This is a genomic window from Shewanella sp. ECSMB14101 (assembly GCF_000773485.1).
Classification (GTDB): Bacteria; Pseudomonadota; Gammaproteobacteria; order Enterobacterales; family Shewanellaceae; genus Shewanella; species Shewanella marisflavi.
The window spans coordinates 36,899-54,515 of the sequence record NZ_JSFF01000005.1 but is presented as its reverse complement, the minus strand read 5'-3'; the positions used below and the strand labels follow the sequence as shown (position 1 = coordinate 54,515).

General features: G+C 50.9%; 12 protein-coding genes. 9 read left to right on the top strand and 3 right to left on the bottom strand.

All coding sequences use genetic code 11. The features are described 5' to 3' along the window. Nucleotides 1-35: 35 nt before the first annotated feature. A complete protein-coding gene (gene der / locus NY07_RS06325; RefSeq protein WP_033538509.1) occupies nucleotides 36-1,505 on the top strand; it encodes a ribosome biogenesis GTPase Der in 1,470 nt (489 codons plus the stop codon). Nucleotides 1,506-1,729: 224 nt separating this feature from the next. Then, the gene (locus tag NY07_RS06320) at nucleotides 1,730-2,263 is read left to right on the top strand and encodes a hypothetical protein (RefSeq protein ID WP_033538508.1); all 534 of its coding nucleotides are present in this window, start codon (nucleotides 1,730-1,732) and stop codon (nucleotides 2,261-2,263) included. 56 nt (nucleotides 2,264-2,319) lie between these two features. On the opposite strand, the gene xseA is transcribed toward NY07_RS06320, so the two are convergent. Next, nucleotides 2,320-3,648 carry an exodeoxyribonuclease VII large subunit gene (xseA, locus tag NY07_RS06315; protein ID WP_033538507.1) on the bottom strand — a complete coding sequence of 443 codons (1,329 nt, stop codon included), beginning with the start codon at nucleotides 3,646-3,648 and terminating at the stop codon, nucleotides 2,320-2,322. 119 nt (nucleotides 3,649-3,767) lie between these two features. On the opposite strand from xseA, the gene guaB reads away from it, so the two are divergent. The 3 genes from guaB to tadA all read left to right on the top strand — a co-directional run bounded on the left by guaB (nucleotide 3,768) and on the right by tadA (nucleotide 7,576). Continuing rightward, nucleotides 3,768-5,234 (top strand): IMP dehydrogenase, encoded by a 1,467-nt coding sequence (guaB, locus tag NY07_RS06310; RefSeq protein WP_033538506.1) that lies wholly within the window; start codon nucleotides 3,768-3,770, stop codon nucleotides 5,232-5,234. 106 nt (nucleotides 5,235-5,340) lie between these two features. After that, on the top strand, nucleotides 5,341-6,918 hold the full coding sequence (guaA, locus tag NY07_RS06305; RefSeq protein ID WP_033538505.1) for a glutamine-hydrolyzing GMP synthase: 1,578 nt from the start codon (nucleotides 5,341-5,343) through the stop codon (nucleotides 6,916-6,918). A gap of 121 nt (nucleotides 6,919-7,039) precedes the next feature. Further along, nucleotides 7,040-7,576 (top strand): tRNA adenosine(34) deaminase TadA, encoded by a 537-nt coding sequence (gene tadA, locus NY07_RS06300; protein ID WP_052125526.1) that lies wholly within the window; start codon nucleotides 7,040-7,042, stop codon nucleotides 7,574-7,576. A gap of 42 nt (nucleotides 7,577-7,618) precedes the next feature. On the opposite strand, the gene NY07_RS19520 is transcribed toward tadA, so the two are convergent. Both NY07_RS19520 and mltF read right to left on the bottom strand, forming a co-directional pair. Then, nucleotides 7,619-7,756, bottom strand: a complete 138-nt coding sequence (locus NY07_RS19520) for a hypothetical protein (RefSeq protein ID WP_157705001.1) — start codon at nucleotides 7,754-7,756, stop codon at nucleotides 7,619-7,621. A gap of 51 nt (nucleotides 7,757-7,807) precedes the next feature. Beyond that, nucleotides 7,808-9,238: a membrane-bound lytic murein transglycosylase MltF gene (mltF, locus tag NY07_RS06295; protein ID WP_033538504.1), complete on the bottom strand. Its 1,431-nt coding sequence runs from the start codon at nucleotides 9,236-9,238 to the stop codon at nucleotides 7,808-7,810. 325 nt (nucleotides 9,239-9,563) lie between these two features. Between mltF and purL the strand changes: the two genes are divergently transcribed. The 4 genes from purL to cydX all read left to right on the top strand — a co-directional run bounded on the left by purL (nucleotide 9,564) and on the right by cydX (nucleotide 17,529). After that, nucleotides 9,564-13,445, top strand: a complete 3,882-nt coding sequence (gene purL, locus NY07_RS06290; RefSeq protein ID WP_033538503.1) for a phosphoribosylformylglycinamidine synthase — start codon at nucleotides 9,564-9,566, stop codon at nucleotides 13,443-13,445. Nucleotides 13,446-14,686: 1,241 nt separating this feature from the next. Next, nucleotides 14,687-16,243: a cytochrome ubiquinol oxidase subunit I gene (locus NY07_RS06285; RefSeq protein WP_033538502.1), complete on the top strand. Its 1,557-nt coding sequence runs from the start codon at nucleotides 14,687-14,689 to the stop codon at nucleotides 16,241-16,243. Between the two features lie 15 nt (nucleotides 16,244-16,258). Continuing rightward, the gene (gene cydB, locus NY07_RS06280; RefSeq protein WP_033538501.1) at nucleotides 16,259-17,398 is read left to right on the top strand and encodes a cytochrome d ubiquinol oxidase subunit II; all 1,140 of its coding nucleotides are present in this window, start codon (nucleotides 16,259-16,261) and stop codon (nucleotides 17,396-17,398) included. A 14-nt stretch (nucleotides 17,399-17,412) separates the two neighbouring features. Then, a complete protein-coding gene (gene cydX / locus NY07_RS19150; RefSeq protein ID WP_033538500.1) occupies nucleotides 17,413-17,529 on the top strand; it encodes a cytochrome bd-I oxidase subunit CydX in 117 nt (38 codons plus the stop codon). Nucleotides 17,530-17,617: the final 88 nt, after the last annotated feature.

Here is a 17,617-nt window from a genome sequence, read left to right as displayed (position 1 = left end):
ATATTCAGATAGATTTGTAAATTAGAGGCAAGAAAATGATTCCAGTTGTGGCCTTGGTTGGCCGACCAAACGTAGGTAAGTCGACCCTGTTTAATCGTCTTACGCGCACCAGAGACGCCTTGGTAGCTGACTACCCAGGTCTGACTCGGGATCGTAAGTATGGTCGTGCACATCTATCTGGTTATGAATTCATCGTAGTAGATACCGGTGGTATCGATGGCACCGAAGAGGGTATCGAAACCCGCATGGCTGAGCAGTCGCTGGCGGCGATCGAAGAGGCCGATGTGGTGCTGTTTTTAACCGACGCCCGCGCCGGTTTGACCGCTGCCGATGAGGCGATTGCCGAGCATCTGCGCCGCCGTGAAAAAACCACCTTCGTCGTCGCTAACAAGGTCGATGGTATCGACGCCGATTCGTCTTGCGCCGAGTTTTGGGCGCTGGGATTGGGTGAGGTCTACCAGATGGCCGCCGCCCAAGGGCGCGGCGTGACTAATATGATCGAATATGCTCTGACCCCTTATGCCGAAGCTTTAGGACTCACCCGCGACGATGAGGGCGATGAGGAAAGCGACGAGCGTGAGTACACAGAGGAAGAAGCCGAAGCCGAACAGAAGCGTCTGCAGGATCTGCCGATCAAACTGGCGATTATCGGTAAGCCAAACGTAGGTAAGTCGACGCTGACTAACCGTATCCTGGGCGAAGAGCGCGTTGTCGTGTATGACGAGCCAGGTACGACGCGTGACAGCATCTATATTCCACTGGAACGCGATGGCCAGGAATATGTGATTATCGACACTGCCGGTGTGCGTCGTCGTAGCAAGGTACATGAAACCGTTGAGAAGTTTTCGGTGATCAAGACCCTTAAAGCGGTGGAAGATGCCAACGTGGTGCTCTTGGTGGTCGATGCCCGTGAAGGGATCGCCGAGCAAGATCTTGGCCTGCTGGGCTTTGCCCTGAACGCAGGTCGCGCGCTGGTGATCGCCGTCAACAAGTGGGACGGTATCGATCAAGAAATTAAAGAGCGGGTGAAGAGCGAGCTCGACCGTCGTTTGGGCTTTATCGATTTTGCCCGTATTCACTTCATCTCGGCGTTACATGGCACTGGGGTGGGGCATCTGTTTGAATCTGTGCAGGAAGCGTACGAGAGTGCGACTCGCCGCGTCAGCACTTCAATGCTGACCCGCATCATGCAGATGGCGCAGGAAGATCATCAGCCGCCATTGGTTAACGGTCGCCGAGTGAAGCTTAAGTACGCTCATGCTGGCGGATATAACCCGCCTATCGTGGTGATCCATGGTAATCAGGTGAAGAAGCTGCCGGACTCTTACAAGCGCTTCATGATGAACTACTATCGCCGCTCGCTCAAGGTGATGGGGACGCCAATTCAGGTGCGCTTCCAGGAAGGGGGCAACCCGTTCGATGGCCTCAACACTAAGAAGTTGACTGTGAGTCAGGAGCGTCGTCGTAAGCGTATGATGAGCCACATCAAAGACAAGAAGAAGTAATCTTCCTTGTCGTTATCTAAGGTCAGCCATTGTGCTGGCCTTTTTTATTGGTCATGCCTGATTGTTTAAAATCGTTGGTAGAGTTTTTTGGTGCATTTTGCTACTTTGCGATTGATTCCTGGTTTTACATGCTGTAATAGTTGGTTTTGGTGAGTCTTTGTGTTGATGGCGACTATACTTAAAGTGCAGTATTTAAGGTAGTTAAACTCACCTAAGGATATGTTATGAAACACCAACAACCCCTGTTGCTTGCTATTTTTCTGGCATTTTTGGCTAGCGCCGCTCAAGCAGCAGATAAACAGGCCTTATTGGCGGATGCTCTCAGCGCCGCTCCGCCGACCCTGAGGGATAAGGTCACAGTGATGGATTGGGACAAGAATGTCCTGCAACAAGGCAGCAGCAACTATACCTGCTTTCCAACGCCACCAAGCTTAAAAGGTACGGCGCCTATGTGTATGGATGGCCCCTGGATGGAGTGGGCCGATGCCTGGAGTAACAAGAAGCCGTTTCAAGCCAAGGCGGTAGGTATCTCCTACATGCTGGCTGGTGATGGTGGAGCGAGCAACACAGATCCCTACGCCGAAGGCGAAACCCAAGATAATCAATGGATTGTTGAAGGCCCGCACCTGATGATCATCATGCCTGATCAGGCATTACTCGACAGTCTTCCAACCGATCCCTATGCGGGAGGTCCCTATGTGATGTGGAAGGGCACGCCCTATGCTCATATCATGGTGCCGGTTGGCCCGAGAAAGTAAAAGTTTCACTGTCTGACTCAAACGCCCGCAAGGGCGTTTTTTGATCTTAACCTGACTCAATTGACCGTAGAGTACACTTCGCCATCGAGCAGCTTAGTGGTGAGGCGATCGCCCGCTCTAACATCTGAGCAGCGCTGTAGTACCTTGCCCTTGGCATCTAAGGTGATGCTGTAGCCACGGCTTAGGGTCGCTAAGGGGCTGACGGTTTCTAGCTGATGGGAAGCATATTCTAGGGAGCGCTGGGCATCGTTAAGCCTTGCTTGCATGGCGCTATGCAGTCTTTGCTCCTGGTTGGTTAGGCGGTTGCTGGCCAAGGCGAGCTGATGGCTGGGTGAGACCCGATGTAATCTAGCGTGTAGCTGTTGTTGGTTACGCTCTAGTTTATGTAATTTTGAATTTAGCGCGGCGCAAAGCTTAAGCTGCATCTCATCGAAGCGTTGCTCATACACTTGTAAGCGGCGCTTGGGATCTTGTCGTTGTAGTCTATGTTCGAGTTGCGAAAAGCGCTGCGCCTTTTTGAGGCCGTAATGCTGCCAGCCCTGCCTGAGGCGGGTCATGGCCATCTTGAGCTTATCAGCCTTACTTAAGGCATCTTGGGACAGCAGCTCAGCCGCCGCCGAAGGGGTTGGGGCACGTAGGTCGGCCACATAATCGCTGATGGTGGTATCCACTTCATGACCCACCGCCGAGACCACAGGTAGTGCGCTGTTGTAGATGGTATGAGCCAAGGCCTCGCTGTTAAAGCTCCAGAGATCTTCCAGGGATCCGCCCCCTCGGGTGAGCAGCAATACATCGACTTCCATCCTGTCGTTAGCCTGCATGATGGCGTGACATAACGATTTGTCGGCATGTTCCCCCTGTACCTGGCTTGGATAGATAATCACCTCAATGGAGGGATCACGCCGTTTAAGCACATGGAGAACATCTCTGATGGCGGCACCTGTAGCCGAGGTAACCACGCCGATACGCTGAATATTGCTTGGTAATGGTCGCTTAGTGTCGGCAGAAAAAAGTCCTTCAGCGGCCAGCTTCAGTTTAAGGGCTTCATATTGCTGGGCGAGTAGGCCATCACCTGCGGGTAACATGGAGTCGATAATCAGTTGATAATCGCCTCTGGGCTCGTAGACGCTGATGGCGCCCTTAACTAATACCTGTTGACCATTGGCCGGACGAAAGGTGACAGCGCGGTTGCGTCCCTTAAACATGGCGGCGCGGATTTGGGCATAATTATCTTTTAAGGTGAGATACCAATGGCCTGAACTAGGGGCCGAAAAATTGGATATTTCTGCTTCAAGCCAGACTTTACCCAGTTCACCTTCGAGCAATTGCCTGACTTCGCCATTGAGGCGCGAGACGGTGTAAACATTATTTTTCGGCATTTTCATAGATATTTTGCAACTAAAGCGACTTTTTTACTATTTTCCATTTACCAAGCCCAATATGCAAGGTATAATCCCGCCGCAATATTTTACCTCTTATATCACCTACATGGGGAGATGTTGCCATGCTACGTTTAAAAAAAGAAGCACTAACCTTTGATGATGTGTTGCTTGTTCCTGCACACTCGACCGTACTCCCTAACACTGCCGTTCTCAAGACTCGTTTAACCCAAAAGATAGAACTCAATATGCCAATTGTGTCTGCAGCCATGGATACCGTGACTGAAGCGCGCCTTGCCATTGCGATGGCACAGGAAGGTGGTATTGGTTTTATCCATAAAAATATGAGCATAGAGCAGCAGGCCGAGCAAGTTCGCCAAGTGAAGATCTATGAAGCCGGTATCGTTCAGCAACCTGTAACGGTCACGCCAAATACCACACTTGAGCAACTGAAAGTGTTGACGGAGAAAAACGGCTTTGCCGGTTATCCTGTAGTCGATGAAGCCAATGAGTTGGTGGGTATCATCACAGGTCGTGATGTGCGCTTCATTACCGATTGGTCTCGTACCGTTGACCAGGTGATGACGCCTAAAGAGCGCCTAGTAACCGTACCAGAAGGCACTCCGCTGGATGAAGTGCAGAAGTTGATGCATGCTCACCGCGTCGAGAAAGTCCTGGTGGTTGACGCTGACTTTAGACTCAAAGGTCTTATTACCGTAAAAGATTTCCAAAAAGCAGAAGAGAAGCCAAACGCTTGTAAAGACGAGTTTGGTCGCTTGCGTGTTGGTGCCGCTGTCGGTGCTGGTGCCGGTAACGAAGCGCGTGTCGATGCACTGGTAAAAGCCGGTATCGACGTGTTGCTTATCGATTCTTCTCACGGCCACTCTGAAGGTGTACTGCAGCGTATTCGTGACACCCGCGCTAAGTACCCAGAACTACAGATTGTTGGCGGTAACGTGGCGACAGCGGAAGGTGCGCTGGCACTGGTTGAAGCCGGTGTGAACGCCGTTAAGGTGGGTATTGGCCCAGGCTCTATCTGTACCACTCGTATCGTCACTGGTGTGGGCGTGCCGCAAATCACCGCAGTATCAGATGCCGCCGCAGCGGTTAAGCATCTGGATATTCCTGTTATCGCCGATGGCGGTATCCGCTTCTCAGGCGACTTAGCTAAAGCGCTGGCCGCAGGAGCATCATGCATCATGGCAGGTTCAATGTTTGCCGGTACCGACGAGGCGCCAGGTGAAACTGAGCTATACAATGGTCGTGCTTATAAGTCTTATCGTGGCATGGGCTCACTGGGCGCCATGACGCAAGGTTCTTCTGACCGTTACTTCCAAAGCGATAACGCCGCCGACAAACTGGTACCTGAGGGTATTGAAGGTCGCGTACCATACAAGGGTAAGCTAAAAGAGATCATCCACCAGTACATGGGTGGCCTGCGTTCATGCATGGGCCTCACAGGTTGTCCTACTATTAAAGATCTTAACGAGAAGGCGGAGTTTGTGAAGGTGACCTCGGCGGGTATGGGTGAATCCCACGTCCATGATGTGACCATCAGCAAAGAAGCGCCTAACTATCGTAGCCGTTCTTAATTATTGAAATCAGGCAGTGTCATTGAAAAATACACTGCCTTTTCTTAAGCCAGGTATCGATAAATGTCGAACATTGGCGAAAAATCTGAAAGATAAAAGGTAAAGCATGAGCAACATTCATGATCATAAGATCCTCATTCTCGATTTTGGATCTCAGTACACGCAATTGATTGCCCGCCGTATCCGTGAGATCGGTGTTTACTGTGAGCTTTGGGCCTGGGATGTGTCTGAAGAGCAGATCAAGGGCTTTGCGCCTAACGGTATTATTCTGGCCGGTGGCCCAGAGAGTGTCACTGCCGACAACTCACCTCGTGCTCCTGAATATGTCTTTAATGCAGGCGTGCCTGTACTGGGGATCTGCTACGGTATGCAGACCATGTCAGAGCAGCTGGGCGGCAAGGTGATCCAGGGGATTGGCGAAGGCGAATTCGGTTATGCCCAGATTGAAATACAGTCTCCTTCAGAGCTGTTCAAGAGCATCGAAGATGCGGTCAGCGATAGCGGCAAGGCGCTGCTTGACGTCTGGATGAGTCATGGCGATAAGGTTTCTGAGATCCCTGAAGGTTTCGTGACTGTGGCTAAGACAGATACTTGTCCTTACGCGGCAATGGCCAACGAAGAGAAGCGTTTCTACGGTGTTCAGTTCCACCCAGAAGTGACTCACACCCGTCAGGGTAAGCGTATGCTTGAGCATTTCGCCCTGGATATCTGCCAATGTGAAGCCAACTGGAAACCTTCTTCTATCATCGAAGACGCGGTTGCCCGTATCAAGGAGCAGGTTGGGGATGACGAGGTTATCCTAGGTCTATCTGGTGGTGTTGACTCATCGGTGGTGGCCATGCTGCTGCACCGTGCTATTGGCAGCAAACTGACCTGTGTGTTTGTTGATAACGGTCTGCTGCGCCTAAACGAAGCCGACCAGGTACTTGAGATGTTTGGCGACCATTTCGGTCTCAACATCGTTCATGTGGACGCCGAGAACCGTTTCCTCGACGCCCTGGCCGGTGAAGCCGAGCCAGAAGCCAAGCGTAAGATCATCGGCAAGGTATTTGTCGATATCTTCGATGAAGAGTCACGTAAGTGTGTGAACGCCAAGTGGCTGGCCCAAGGCACCATCTACCCAGATGTTATCGAATCGGCAGGCAGTGCCACAGGTAAGGCCCATGTGATCAAGTCACACCATAACGTCGGCGGTTTGCCAGATGATATGGAGCTGGGTCTGGTTGAGCCGCTGCGTGAGCTGTTTAAAGATGAAGTACGTAAGATAGGTCTGGAACTTGGCCTGCCTTATAACATGCTTTACCGTCACCCATTCCCTGGACCAGGTCTGGGGGTACGTGTACTGGGTGAAGTGAAGAAAGAGTACTGCGATCTACTGCGCCGTGCCGATGCCATCTTCATCGAAGAGCTGCATAAAGCCGATCTGTACAACAAGGTGAGTCAAGCCTTTACCGTCTTCTTGCCTGTGCGCAGCGTAGGTGTAATGGGTGATGGCCGTAAGTACGACTGGGTTGTATCGCTACGTGCGGTAGAGACCATCGACTTTATGACGGCGCATTGGGCGCACCTGCCATATGATTTCCTTGGCAGAGTGTCAAACCGCATCATCAATGAGATCGACGGTATCTCTCGTGTGGTTTACGATATCTCAGGTAAGCCACCGGCAACTATCGAGTGGGAATAATCCTGCGATAGCTTGTAAGCAATAATGGAAGGGGCATAGTGATATGCCCCTTTTTTATCTAAGAGACATTTCTGACACAGGCCATTATCCTAATAGCGTCAGTGACCAAAGATCGACAAAGATGAGTAACCCATTGGAAACCCCAGTCAGCCTGGATGAACAGGCGCTAAAAGATGAAGACTATATGCGTCAAGCCATGGCGCTGGCGGCCGAGGCTGAGCTGCAAGGCGAGGTGCCGGTCGGCGCCCTGCTGGTTAAGGATGATAAGGTGATAGCAACTGGCTATAACCTCAGCATCTGTCGTCATGATGCCAGTGCTCACGCCGAGATGGAGTGTATTCGCGCCGCGGGGCAGATGGTGGAGAATTATCGTCTGCTCGATACCACCTTGTATGTCACCCTAGAGCCTTGCGCCATGTGCGCCGGCGCTATGGTGCACGCCAGAATCGGCCGTCTGGTGTATGGCGCCGATGATCTTAAAACTGGCGCTGCCGGAAGTGTGTTGGATCTGGTGCGAAACAGCGCCTTTAATCATCAGCTGAGTGTCACCTCAGGGGTACTCGCAACAGAGTGCGGTGAGCAGCTTAGTGCTTTTTTTCGCCGCCGACGTAAAGAGAAGAAGGCCTTGAAGCAGGCAGAAAAGCAACAAGGGCAATAAGCCCTTGTTTTTGTTGTTTAGCTAACGTTTGCTTAAATTAGCCTAGTCCAGTGAATTATCGCTGCTGGGCTGCTTGATAAAGGTGAAGAACTGCTTCTGTCGGTTTATCGTGTGTTGATGGCGTATCTTAAGTAGCGTGCGTCGCCGTGAAGACAGATTGTTTAAGGATTTTTTTCTCATTTTGAACCTCCTCTAGGCCTATCACTCTTCTATACCACAAGCCTGTGACTTTTACTCGGGCTGTGCTCCGGAAATCTCGCTTTGTGATTGCTTTTCGGCCGTTTGTTGTTGCGCTTCCATTATGTCATCTTGTAATTCCTGATGCTGGTTGTCAATCCACACTAGGGTGTCGTAATAACGTCTGATGTTATCCACATAATGCACTGCCTCGCTACCTCTGGCATAGCCATAGCGGGTATGTTTGTAATATTTACGCTTCTGTAGCAGGGGCAGAACTTTTTTTAGGTCCCGCCAGGCACTGGGGTTAAGTCCCATAGACTGTGCCAGCTTGCGGGCATCTTCCACATGACCATAGCCTATGTTATATGACGCCAGGGCAAACCACATCCGCTGATTTTCCGGGATTGATTCCGGCAGGCGATTGAGGATGTCGCTTAAGTATTTAGCGCCGCCGCGTATGCTCTGCTCAGGGTCGAGACGGTTATCGATCCCCATCTGTTTTGCTGTCGGCAGGGTGAGCATCATCAGGCCGCGTACCCCGGTCGGCGAGCGGGCATTGGGATTCCAGTGGGATTCCTGATAGGCGGTCGCTGCCAGCTTGCGCCAGTCGAGATCGCCAGCATAATGGACAAAGTCGTCGCGATATTTGGGCAGCTTAGTATCTATGGCGCGCAGGAAGGCGCGGGTATCGACATAATCGAAGCGCTTCACATGGGCGAAATATTTCTCATTGAGGTGAGCCAGAGTGCCGGCGCGTTTTTCTTGATGCCAGAAGCTCAGCAGATCGCTCATCAGTTGATCGCTACCTGTGGGCGGTAACAGCCAGACTACCGCTTGTTCCTCTCTTAGCACAGGGCCGGCTCTAAGCTCAGGCATGTAGCGGCGATTGATCTCAAAGGTGGTTGAGTCGGCGATGGTATAGCTGATCTCATCACGGGCGATCATCGCCAGCAGCTCTTCGCTGTCTTTGTCGCCATGCTGATCCCACACCAGCTCAGGGTAGAGCTTTTGCAGATCCGCCAGCGTCTCGATAAAGGAGGAGTCAGAGATCACCGTAATGTTGTCATCAAGCTGGCTGATATCTGTAGGGTATTTTACCCCCTGCTTGTAGACCAATACCTGATTAACATAATAGAGCGGTGGGCCGAGTCTAAACTGTTCGCGTCGGCTTTGGGTATCGCCCAGCCCCGCGGCGATAAGATCTATCTCACCTGCTTGCATGGCGCGGTAGAGCTCGCCTATGGTGGAGTAGGGCTGCATATTGAGCTCTAGCCCCTGATGGTTGGCAAATCGCTCAGCCATCTCATAGTCGAAGCCGGCTACGCCCTGACCCGTGGTGACATAGATCTGCGCGCCATAGAGGGTGCCGACATTAAGTTGCGTTTTCGGTGCAGGCGTAGAGACTTTTGCTGCGTCCACGCGCTCGCCCTGACAGCCAGTCAGTAGCGAAACACAGAATAGAATCAGCAGGAAAACTCTCATTAAGTTACTATTTTTTAATCCGTTTTATAAAACGCGGCCGACGATTATATCACAAGGTGAACAAACGCAATAATGACGATTTTTTCGGCCGTGAATGGCTTATATTTGTTGGATGATTTTTGCTTTCTGGCAGCTTAATTATGGGGCATGAAATTAGGGCCGCGCCAGTTTCTTTGTTACGTAAAGCTGTTTTCGCGCTATGGTGATAATAAATCGAGGGAAACTCGGTTTTGAAGCGACTCTACGGATGATTTGTGCCCCACATTTCCCTATAATAGCGCCAGATCTGACCCTGCAATTATAATTAATAAGGTGAATAGACGTGATGGAGATCATCCGCGGAGCCCCTGCATTATCAGCGTTTAGAGTTCAAAAGTTAATGGAAGCCTGTAAGAGTGCGGCGCTTCCTGTACAGGACATCTATGCTGAGTTCATTCATTTAGCCGATTTGACAGAGGCGTTGGATGCTGGTGAAACCCAGCAGCTAGCCAAGTTGTTAACCTATGGACCTGCAATCGAAGCACATGCGCCTCAAGGCACTTTGTATTTCGTGACGCCACGTCCGGGCACCATCTCTCCATGGTCGTCGAAAGCGACCGATATCGCACATAACTGTGGTTTGAATAAGGTTAAGCGCCTGGAGCGCGGCATTGCCTACTATGTTCAGGCCGATAATCTGGATGAGTCTCAACAAAAACAGTTAGTCGGTTTACTACACGACCGTATGGTCGAAGTGATCCTGTCTGATTTCGAACAGGCTGCCAGTCTGTTTGCCCGCACCGAGCCTGCGGTCTTCACCAGCGTCGATGTGCTGGGTGAAGGCAAGGCAGCGCTCGAGGCCGCTAACCTAAAGTTAGGCTTAGCCCTGGCGCCGGATGAAATTGACTATCTGGTTGAAAACTTTACTCGTTTGGGCCGTAACCCTAACGATGTTGAATTGATGATGTTTGCCCAGGCAAACTCAGAGCACTGTCGTCACAAAATCTTCAATGCCGACTGGACCATCGATGGCGAAGTGCAGCCTAAATCATTGTTCAAGATGATTAAAAACACCTTTGAAAAGACCCCGGACCACGTGCTATCTGCCTATAAAGATAACGCTGCCGTAATGGAAGGTTCTGTTGCCGGTCGTTTCTTCCCAGAGCCAAATGGTGTTTATGCTTATCACACCGAGCCGATGCATATCCTGATGAAGGTGGAGACACACAACCACCCGACAGCGATTAGCCCATACCCAGGTGCGGCCACAGGTTCAGGTGGTGAGATCCGTGATGAAGGCGCAACCGGTCGTGGTTCTAAGCCAAAGGCGGGTCTGACAGGCTTTAGCGTATCTAACCTTAAGATCCCTGGTTTTGTTCAGCCATGGGAAGGAGATTACGGTAAGCCAGATCGTATCGTTACAGCGCTGGACATCATGACCGAAGGCCCACTGGGCGGCGCGGCATTTAACAACGAATTTGGTCGTCCGGCTCTTTTGGGTTACTTCCGTACCTACGAGCAGGAAGTGTCGAGCCACAACGGTGTCGAAGTACGTGGTTACCATAAGCCCATTATGCTGGCTGGTGGCCTGGGGAATATCCGCGAAGAGCATGTCCAAAAAGGTGAGATCACCGTTGGTGCCAAGCTTATCGTACTTGGTGGCCCTGCGATGAATATCGGCCTGGGCGGCGGCGCGGCATCTTCAATGGCTTCAGGCCAATCAAGTGAAGATCTCGACTTTGCCTCGGTACAACGTGACAACCCAGAGATGGAGCGTCGCTGTCAGGAAGTGATCGATCGCTGCTGGCAGATGGGTGAAGATAACCCGATCCAATTTATTCACGATGTGGGCGCAGGTGGTCTGTCGAACGCCTTCCCTGAACTGGTTGACGATGGTGGACGTGGTGGCCGTTTCGAGCTGCGTAACGTACCGTCAGACGAGCCAGGCATGAGCCCGCTGGAGATCTGGTGTAACGAGTCGCAAGAGCGTTATGTCTTGTCTGTTGCGCCGGAAAATCTTGAGTTATTTACTGCCATCTGTGAGCGTGAGCGCGCGCCATTTGCCGTTGTTGGTGAGGCGACCGAAGAGCGTCATCTGACTCTGTCAGACGAGCACTTCGACAACAAGCCGATCGACCTGCCGCTGGAAGTGCTATTAGGCAAGGCGCCTAAGATGAGCCGTGACGTCGTGTCACAAAAGGCTGATTCGCCAGCCCTGGCACAAGAGACCATTGAGCTAAAAGAAGCGGTGCGCCGCGTACTGCGTCTGCCAACTGTCGCCGAGAAGACCTTCCTGATCACTATCGGTGACCGCACGGTTACCGGTTTGGTGAATCGCGACCAGATGGTCGGCCCTTGGCAGGTGCCAGTCGCCGATTGCGCCGTGACCGCATCAAGCTTTGACTCATACACGGGTGAAGCTATGTCTATGGGTGAGCGTACGCCATTGGCACTGCTAGACTTTGGCGCCTCGGCGCGCATGGCGGTGGCCGAGTCTATTATGAACATCGCGGGCAGTGATATTGGTTCGCTTAAGCGCATCAAGCTGTCGGCCAACTGGATGTCAGCGGCAGGTCACCCTGGTGAAGATGCCGGTCTGTATGAAGCGGTCAAGGCCGTGGGTGAAGAGTTATGTCCTGAGCTGGATCTCACCATCCCAGTGGGTAAAGACTCGATGTCGATGAAGACCGCCTGGCAAGATGGTAGCGAAGAGAAGGCGGTAACCTCGCCAATGTCGCTGGTGATCACAGCCTTTGGTGCGGTGCAAGATATTCGTAAGACGGTAACCCCTGAGCTGAGAAGCGATAAGGGTGACACCGAGCTGTTACTGGTTGACTTAAGTCAGGGTGAACAGCGTCTGGGTGGCTCATGTCTGGCGCAGGTTTATGGTCAGCTCGGCGACAAGGCGCCAGATTTAGCCGATGCGGCGCTGCTGCGTGGCTTCTTCGAGGTGACTCAGTCGCTGGTGGCCGATAAGGCGCTACTGGCTTATCACGACCGTAGTGACGGTGGTTTGTTCACGACTCTGGTTGAGATGGCCTTTGCCGGCAACACAGGTTTAGATGTGGATCTCAGCGCGCTTACGGGCACTCACCTAGAGCGTCTGTTTAACGAAGAGCTGGGCGCCGTCATTCAGGTACGTGCCGCCGATAGCGAAGCGATCAAGGCGCAATATCAAGCGGCCGGTGTGACTTGTCACGTCGTTGCTAAGCCGGTAGCCGGTGACAGCATTATCATTCGCGACGCATCGAATGAGGTATTGGCCGAGTCTCGTACCGAGCTGCGTACCATCTGGGCCGAAACCACTTACCGCATGCAGGCGATGCGTGATAACCCAGAGTGTGCAGAGGAAGAGTTTAAGCTTAAGCAGGTGGCCGACGCGCCAGGTCTGACGGTGGATCTCAAGTTCGATCCAAGTGAAGACATTGCCGCGCCTTACATTCTCAAGGGTGCTGCACCTAAGGTGGCGATTCTGCGCGAGCAAGGGGTTAACTCACACCTTGAGATGGCTGCGGCCTTCGATCGCGCAGGTTTCGAGAGCCGCGACGTTCACATGTCTGATATCCTCTCTGGCCGTATCAGCCTAGAAGAGTTCCAGGGCCTGGCGGCCTGTGGTGGCTTCTCTTACGGTGACGTACTAGGCGCCGGTGAAGGTTGGGCTAAGTCGATTCTGTTTAATGCCCGTGCCCGTGAACAGTTTAGTCAGTTCTTTGAGCGCAGCGACAGTTTTGCCCTTGGTGTGTGTAACGGTTGTCAGATGCTCTCTAACCTGAAAGATATCATTCCAGGTACTGAGCATTGGCCACACTTCGTGCGTAATCGCTCTGAGCGCTTCGAGGCACGTTTCAGCCTGGTTGAAGTGCAGAAGAGTCCGTCACTTTTCTTTGAAGGCATGGAAGGCTCACGTATGCCGATCGCTGTGTCTCACGGTGAAGGTCGCGCCGAGTTCGCATCGCCTGAGGCGCTAGCCGCCGCAGAAGCCTCTGGTACTATCGCACTGCGTTTCGTCGATGGCCATGGCCAAATAGCGACTCAGTACCCAGAGAACCCTAACGGTTCACCGAATGCACTGACAGGGATCTGTAGCACTGATGGTCGTGTGACTATTATGATGCCACACCCAGAGCGCGTATTTAGAACCGTTGCTAACTCATGGCATCCTGACGAGTGGGGCGAAGATAGCCCATGGATGAGAATGTTCAGAAACGTCAGAGCTAAATTAGGCTAACCTAAGTCAGCTCAGTATAGTGACACAAAAAGGGCCTCGAAATTTCGAGGCCCTTTTTTTATAGCCATAAAGTGGTAGATTAAACCGTCTTATATACATGCACTTATTTGTATATCACTACATCTTGAACTACTAAATAGCAATAAAAACGACTTTATTAGAGTTTTTACCTTAAGTGCCAGCAAAGTAGGGCATTAGCTAACTAAAGGTGAAAAGGAGGAATTTAGCTCTTCATTTATTTAGCTTCTGCTAAACTAAATTCAAACCAACAGTAATGATGCGTTAGATAGTAAAAAGCCACCGCTTTCGAGGAGAAAACGGTGGCCGTTTTGCGCTAACAAAACTTCAAGTAATTAGGGCAGAAGCGCTATTTACAACTCTCTTGCAGTATAGAGTTCAACAAAAGTGCGCTTGTAGCAGTTAACTAGACGTTCAAATAGGTTTTTCATATTGGATTCTCCACACAGTGATTAATGATGTGAGCGGAGTCTTGGCCTACCGGGCTACGTCACCGGGTTGATTGAGGCGTCTCCTTAACACAGGGATATAGTAAGCAAATGTGCTCTTGTCGACAAACGATTAAAATTAGAGCTAATCATTAGTTATTCTAATTAATAAAGCTTGGTTTGGTTGTGGTTTTAGCTGCTTTGATTTTTTAACTATATGTTTTTAATGTTATTTTATTTTGCTTTCCTTCTTTTTGTGTTGAGATATATTAACTCAGGATTTGTTAAAACTTGTTAAATGTTGGGTTTGATGTGAATTTGGTTTAAATGTGTAGAAACTATTGGTTTTATCTTGGTTATATTTTCCCCTATCACGTTTTTGGTATTTAGGCAAGCGTGTTGCGGGGTGAAGTGTGGCGCTGTCCGCAAAACCCACTATCCCCGCCGGGATTGATTGATTTGAATCAAATTTGAATGGTATAAAATGGCCAGGGTACGTTTGGTACGCCTTAATGTAAGTTTCTGAAAAAAATAATTTAAATTGATTGTGCTGGCTGATTTTTGAGATGCGTGTTCAAAAAGTGTTGGGTTTTGTGAGCCCTGTCTCGAAATTGTTGGTAAGCGTGCTTTTTTGAGCGTCAGAGACGTTTGAGAAAGGCAAAAAGTTTAATTTTGGCGGTTTGTGAGATTCAGGTCTGACAAATTACTTGAATGATAAAATTCCTAATTAGGCATTTTTCAGGGTTGATGGGGATCTTACCTTGAAGAATGATCGCACCACCTAAGGAGTCACTGATGATTGTTGAAGAGGTTGTAGAGCTCTCGCGCTTGCAGTTTGCGCTGACGGCTATGTATCACTTCTTGTTTGTACCTTTGACCTTGGGGCTGGCGTTCTTGCTGGCCATTATGGAATCACTCTATGTGATGACCAATAAGCAGATCTACAAAGATATGACCAAGTTCTGGGGTAAGCTATTTGGTATTAACTTTGCCCTGGGTGTTACCACAGGTTTGGCGATGGAGTTCCAGTTTGGTACTAACTGGTCATACTATTCGCACTATGTTGGTGACATCTTCGGAGCACCGCTGGCTATTGAAGGTTTGATGGCCTTCTTCCTGGAATCGACCCTAGTGGGTATGTTCTTCTTCGGTTGGGACAGATTCAGTAAGCGTCAACACTTGGCGGTTACCTGGCTGGTGGCGCTGGGCTCTAACATGTCTGCGCTGTGGATCCTGGTCGCTAACGGTTGGATGCAACACCCTGTGGGTAGCGTGTTCAATTACGAAACCATGCGTATGGAGATGACAAGCTTCGCAGAAGTCTTGTTTAACCCTGTTGCTCAGGTGAAGTTTGTTCACACTGTGGCTTCTGGTTATGTGGCTGGCGCCATGTTTGTACTGGCCATCAGCTCATACTACATCCTCAAAAAGCGTGACCTGCCATTTGCCCGTCGCTCTTTTGCTATCGCAGCAAGTTTCGGTATGGCGTCTATCCTGTCGGTTATCGTACTGGGTGATGAGTCTGGCTATAAGGTGGGTGAGGCGCAGCGCGTTAAGCTCGCGGCTATCGAAGCCGAATGGCACACTGAACCTGCTCCTGCGGCCTTTACTGCCGTTGGTTTCCCAAATCAGGAAACCATGCACACAGATTATGCCATTAAGATCCCATATGCTATGGGTATCATCGCGACTCGTTCTCTCGATGAAGAGGTTACCGGTATTCGTGACCTAATCGTTGAACACGAAGAGCGTATCCGTAAAGGCATGAAGGCGTACGCCATGTTGACCGAGCTACGTGCCGGCAACGAAACGCCAGAGCTTCGTGCAGCGTTTGAAGAGGCGAAAGTCGACCTGGGTTATGGTTTGCTGCTTAAGCGTTACACAGACAATGTAGTTGATGCTACCGAAGAGCAGATCAAGGCCGCGGCTAAAGATTCTATTCCATCGGTTGCGCCTATGTTCTGGAGCTTCCGTGTGATGGTTGGCCTGGGGGTTGTCATGCTGTTCGTGTTTGCTGCTGCCTTCTGGCAGAGTACACGTCATCAGATCGAAGAGAAGCCATGGGTACTTAAGGCCGCGCTATACAGCCTACCACTGCCTTGGATTGCCATCGAGTGTGGTTGGTTCGTCGCCGAATACGGTCGTCAGCCTTGGACCATCTCTGAGGTGCTGCCAACCTTCATGTCAGCTTCTAGCCTAACGGTGGCGGATCTATGGTTCAGTATCATCTCTATCACGCTGTTCTACACAGTCCTGTTGGTGATTGAGCTTTACCTGATGATCAAGTTTGCACGTAAGGGACCGAGTAGTCTTAAGACGGGCCGCTATCACTTTGAAAATCTAGAAGCTTAAGCCGGAGATCTCATTATGTTTGATTATGAAATATTAAGATTTATCTGGTGGGCGCTGATTGGTGTGCTGTTCATCGGATTCGCCGTTACCGACGGTTTTGACATGGGCGTAGGTGCCTTGCTACCTATCATAGGTAAGGACGATACCGAACGCCGTATTATGATTAACTCTATTGCCCCCCATTGGGATGGCAACCAAGTATGGTTGATCACCGCAGGTGGCGCCCTGTTCGCTGCCTGGCCTATGGTGTATGCGGTATCCTTCTCTGGCTTCTATGTCGCCATGATGTTGGTGCTGTTTGCCTTGTTCCTGCGTCCTGTGGGTTTCGACTACCGTTCTAAAATCGAGGATCCAAGATGGCGTAAGACCTGGGATTGGGCGCTGTTTGTGGGTGGCTTCGTACCCCCACTCATCATAGGTGTTGCCTTTGGTAACCTGCTACAAGGTGTACCGTTTAACTTTGACGAGTACCTGCGTGCAACTTACCACGGTGGTCTGCTTGGTCTGCTCAATCCATTCGGTCTGCTGGCCGGCCTGGTGAGCGTATCTATGATCATCATGCAAGGCGCCTCTTGGTTACAGATGAAGACAGAAGGCGAGCTGCGCGTTCGTGCGGCGACAGCTACCCAAGTGGCTGCGGCTTTAGTCGCTGTGCTCTTTACCCTGGCGGGCGTTTGGTTAGCCAATGGTATCGACGGTTATGTGATTACCTCGACTATCGACACCCACGGTGCATCTAACCCAGCTCTTAAGACGGTTGCCGTAGAGGCGGGCGCATGGCTGGCTAACTACGACAAGTATCCAGTGACTATGCTGTTCCCTATCTTGGGTGTTGCTATGCCGATACTGGCGCTACTGGCGAGCCGCTTTAACCGCTCTGGCTTTGCCTTCCTGTTCAGCTCGCTGGCAGTGGCTATGGTGATTCTAACTTGTGGTGCAGCAATGTTCCCATTCGTGATGCCATCTTCACTTGAGCCTAACGTGAGCCTGACTATGTGGGATGCGACAGCCAGTCACATGACCCTAACGGTCATGACTTGGGCGGCCGCTATTTTCGTACCTATCGTGCTAAGCTACACCATCTGGACTTACTTCAAGATGTTTGGTCGCTTAAGCCGTAGCTACATCGAAGACAACAAGACGTCACTTTACTAATAGGAGCCGACATTATGTGGTATTTTGCTTGGATATTAGGCATTTTGCTGGCGTGTTCTTTCGGTATTATTAACGCCTTGTGGTTAGAGAATACTGAGAACATGGATAGGGATCCAGAGCATAAAGATTAAGCTTTGAATTCGCAGTGGAAAAACCCCGTATGAGAATACGGGGTTTTTTATTGCCCGTGTTTGGGGCGCACGGGCAAGCGGTTGGGGA

Excerpts from the sequence above, each read along its gene's own strand:
- guaA (WP_033538505.1), top strand. The coding sequence starts at position 5,341 with ATGAGCAACATTCATGATCATAAGATCCTCATTCTCGATTTTGGATCT.
- guaB (WP_033538506.1), top strand. The coding sequence starts at position 3,768 with ATGCTACGTTTAAAAAAAGAAGCACTAACCTTTGATGATGTGTTGCTT.
- tadA (WP_052125526.1), top strand. The coding sequence starts at position 7,040 with ATGAGTAACCCATTGGAAACCCCAGTCAGCCTGGATGAACAGGCGCTA.
- purL (WP_033538503.1), top strand. The coding sequence starts at position 9,564 with ATGGAGATCATCCGCGGAGCCCCTGCATTATCAGCGTTTAGAGTTCAA.
- mltF (WP_033538504.1), bottom strand. The coding sequence starts at position 9,238 with ATGAGAGTTTTCCTGCTGATTCTATTCTGTGTTTCGCTACTGACTGGC.
- xseA (WP_033538507.1), bottom strand. The coding sequence starts at position 3,648 with ATGAAAATGCCGAAAAATAATGTTTACACCGTCTCGCGCCTCAATGGC.
- NY07_RS06285 (WP_033538502.1), top strand. The coding sequence starts at position 14,687 with ATGATTGTTGAAGAGGTTGTAGAGCTCTCGCGCTTGCAGTTTGCGCTG.
- cydB (WP_033538501.1), top strand. The coding sequence starts at position 16,259 with ATGTTTGATTATGAAATATTAAGATTTATCTGGTGGGCGCTGATTGGT.
- NY07_RS06320 (WP_033538508.1), top strand. The coding sequence starts at position 1,730 with ATGAAACACCAACAACCCCTGTTGCTTGCTATTTTTCTGGCATTTTTG.
- cydX (WP_033538500.1), top strand. The coding sequence starts at position 17,413 with ATGTGGTATTTTGCTTGGATATTAGGCATTTTGCTGGCGTGTTCTTTC.
- der (WP_033538509.1), top strand. The coding sequence starts at position 36 with ATGATTCCAGTTGTGGCCTTGGTTGGCCGACCAAACGTAGGTAAGTCG.
- NY07_RS19520 (WP_157705001.1), bottom strand. The coding sequence starts at position 7,756 with ATGAGAAAAAAATCCTTAAACAATCTGTCTTCACGGCGACGCACGCTA.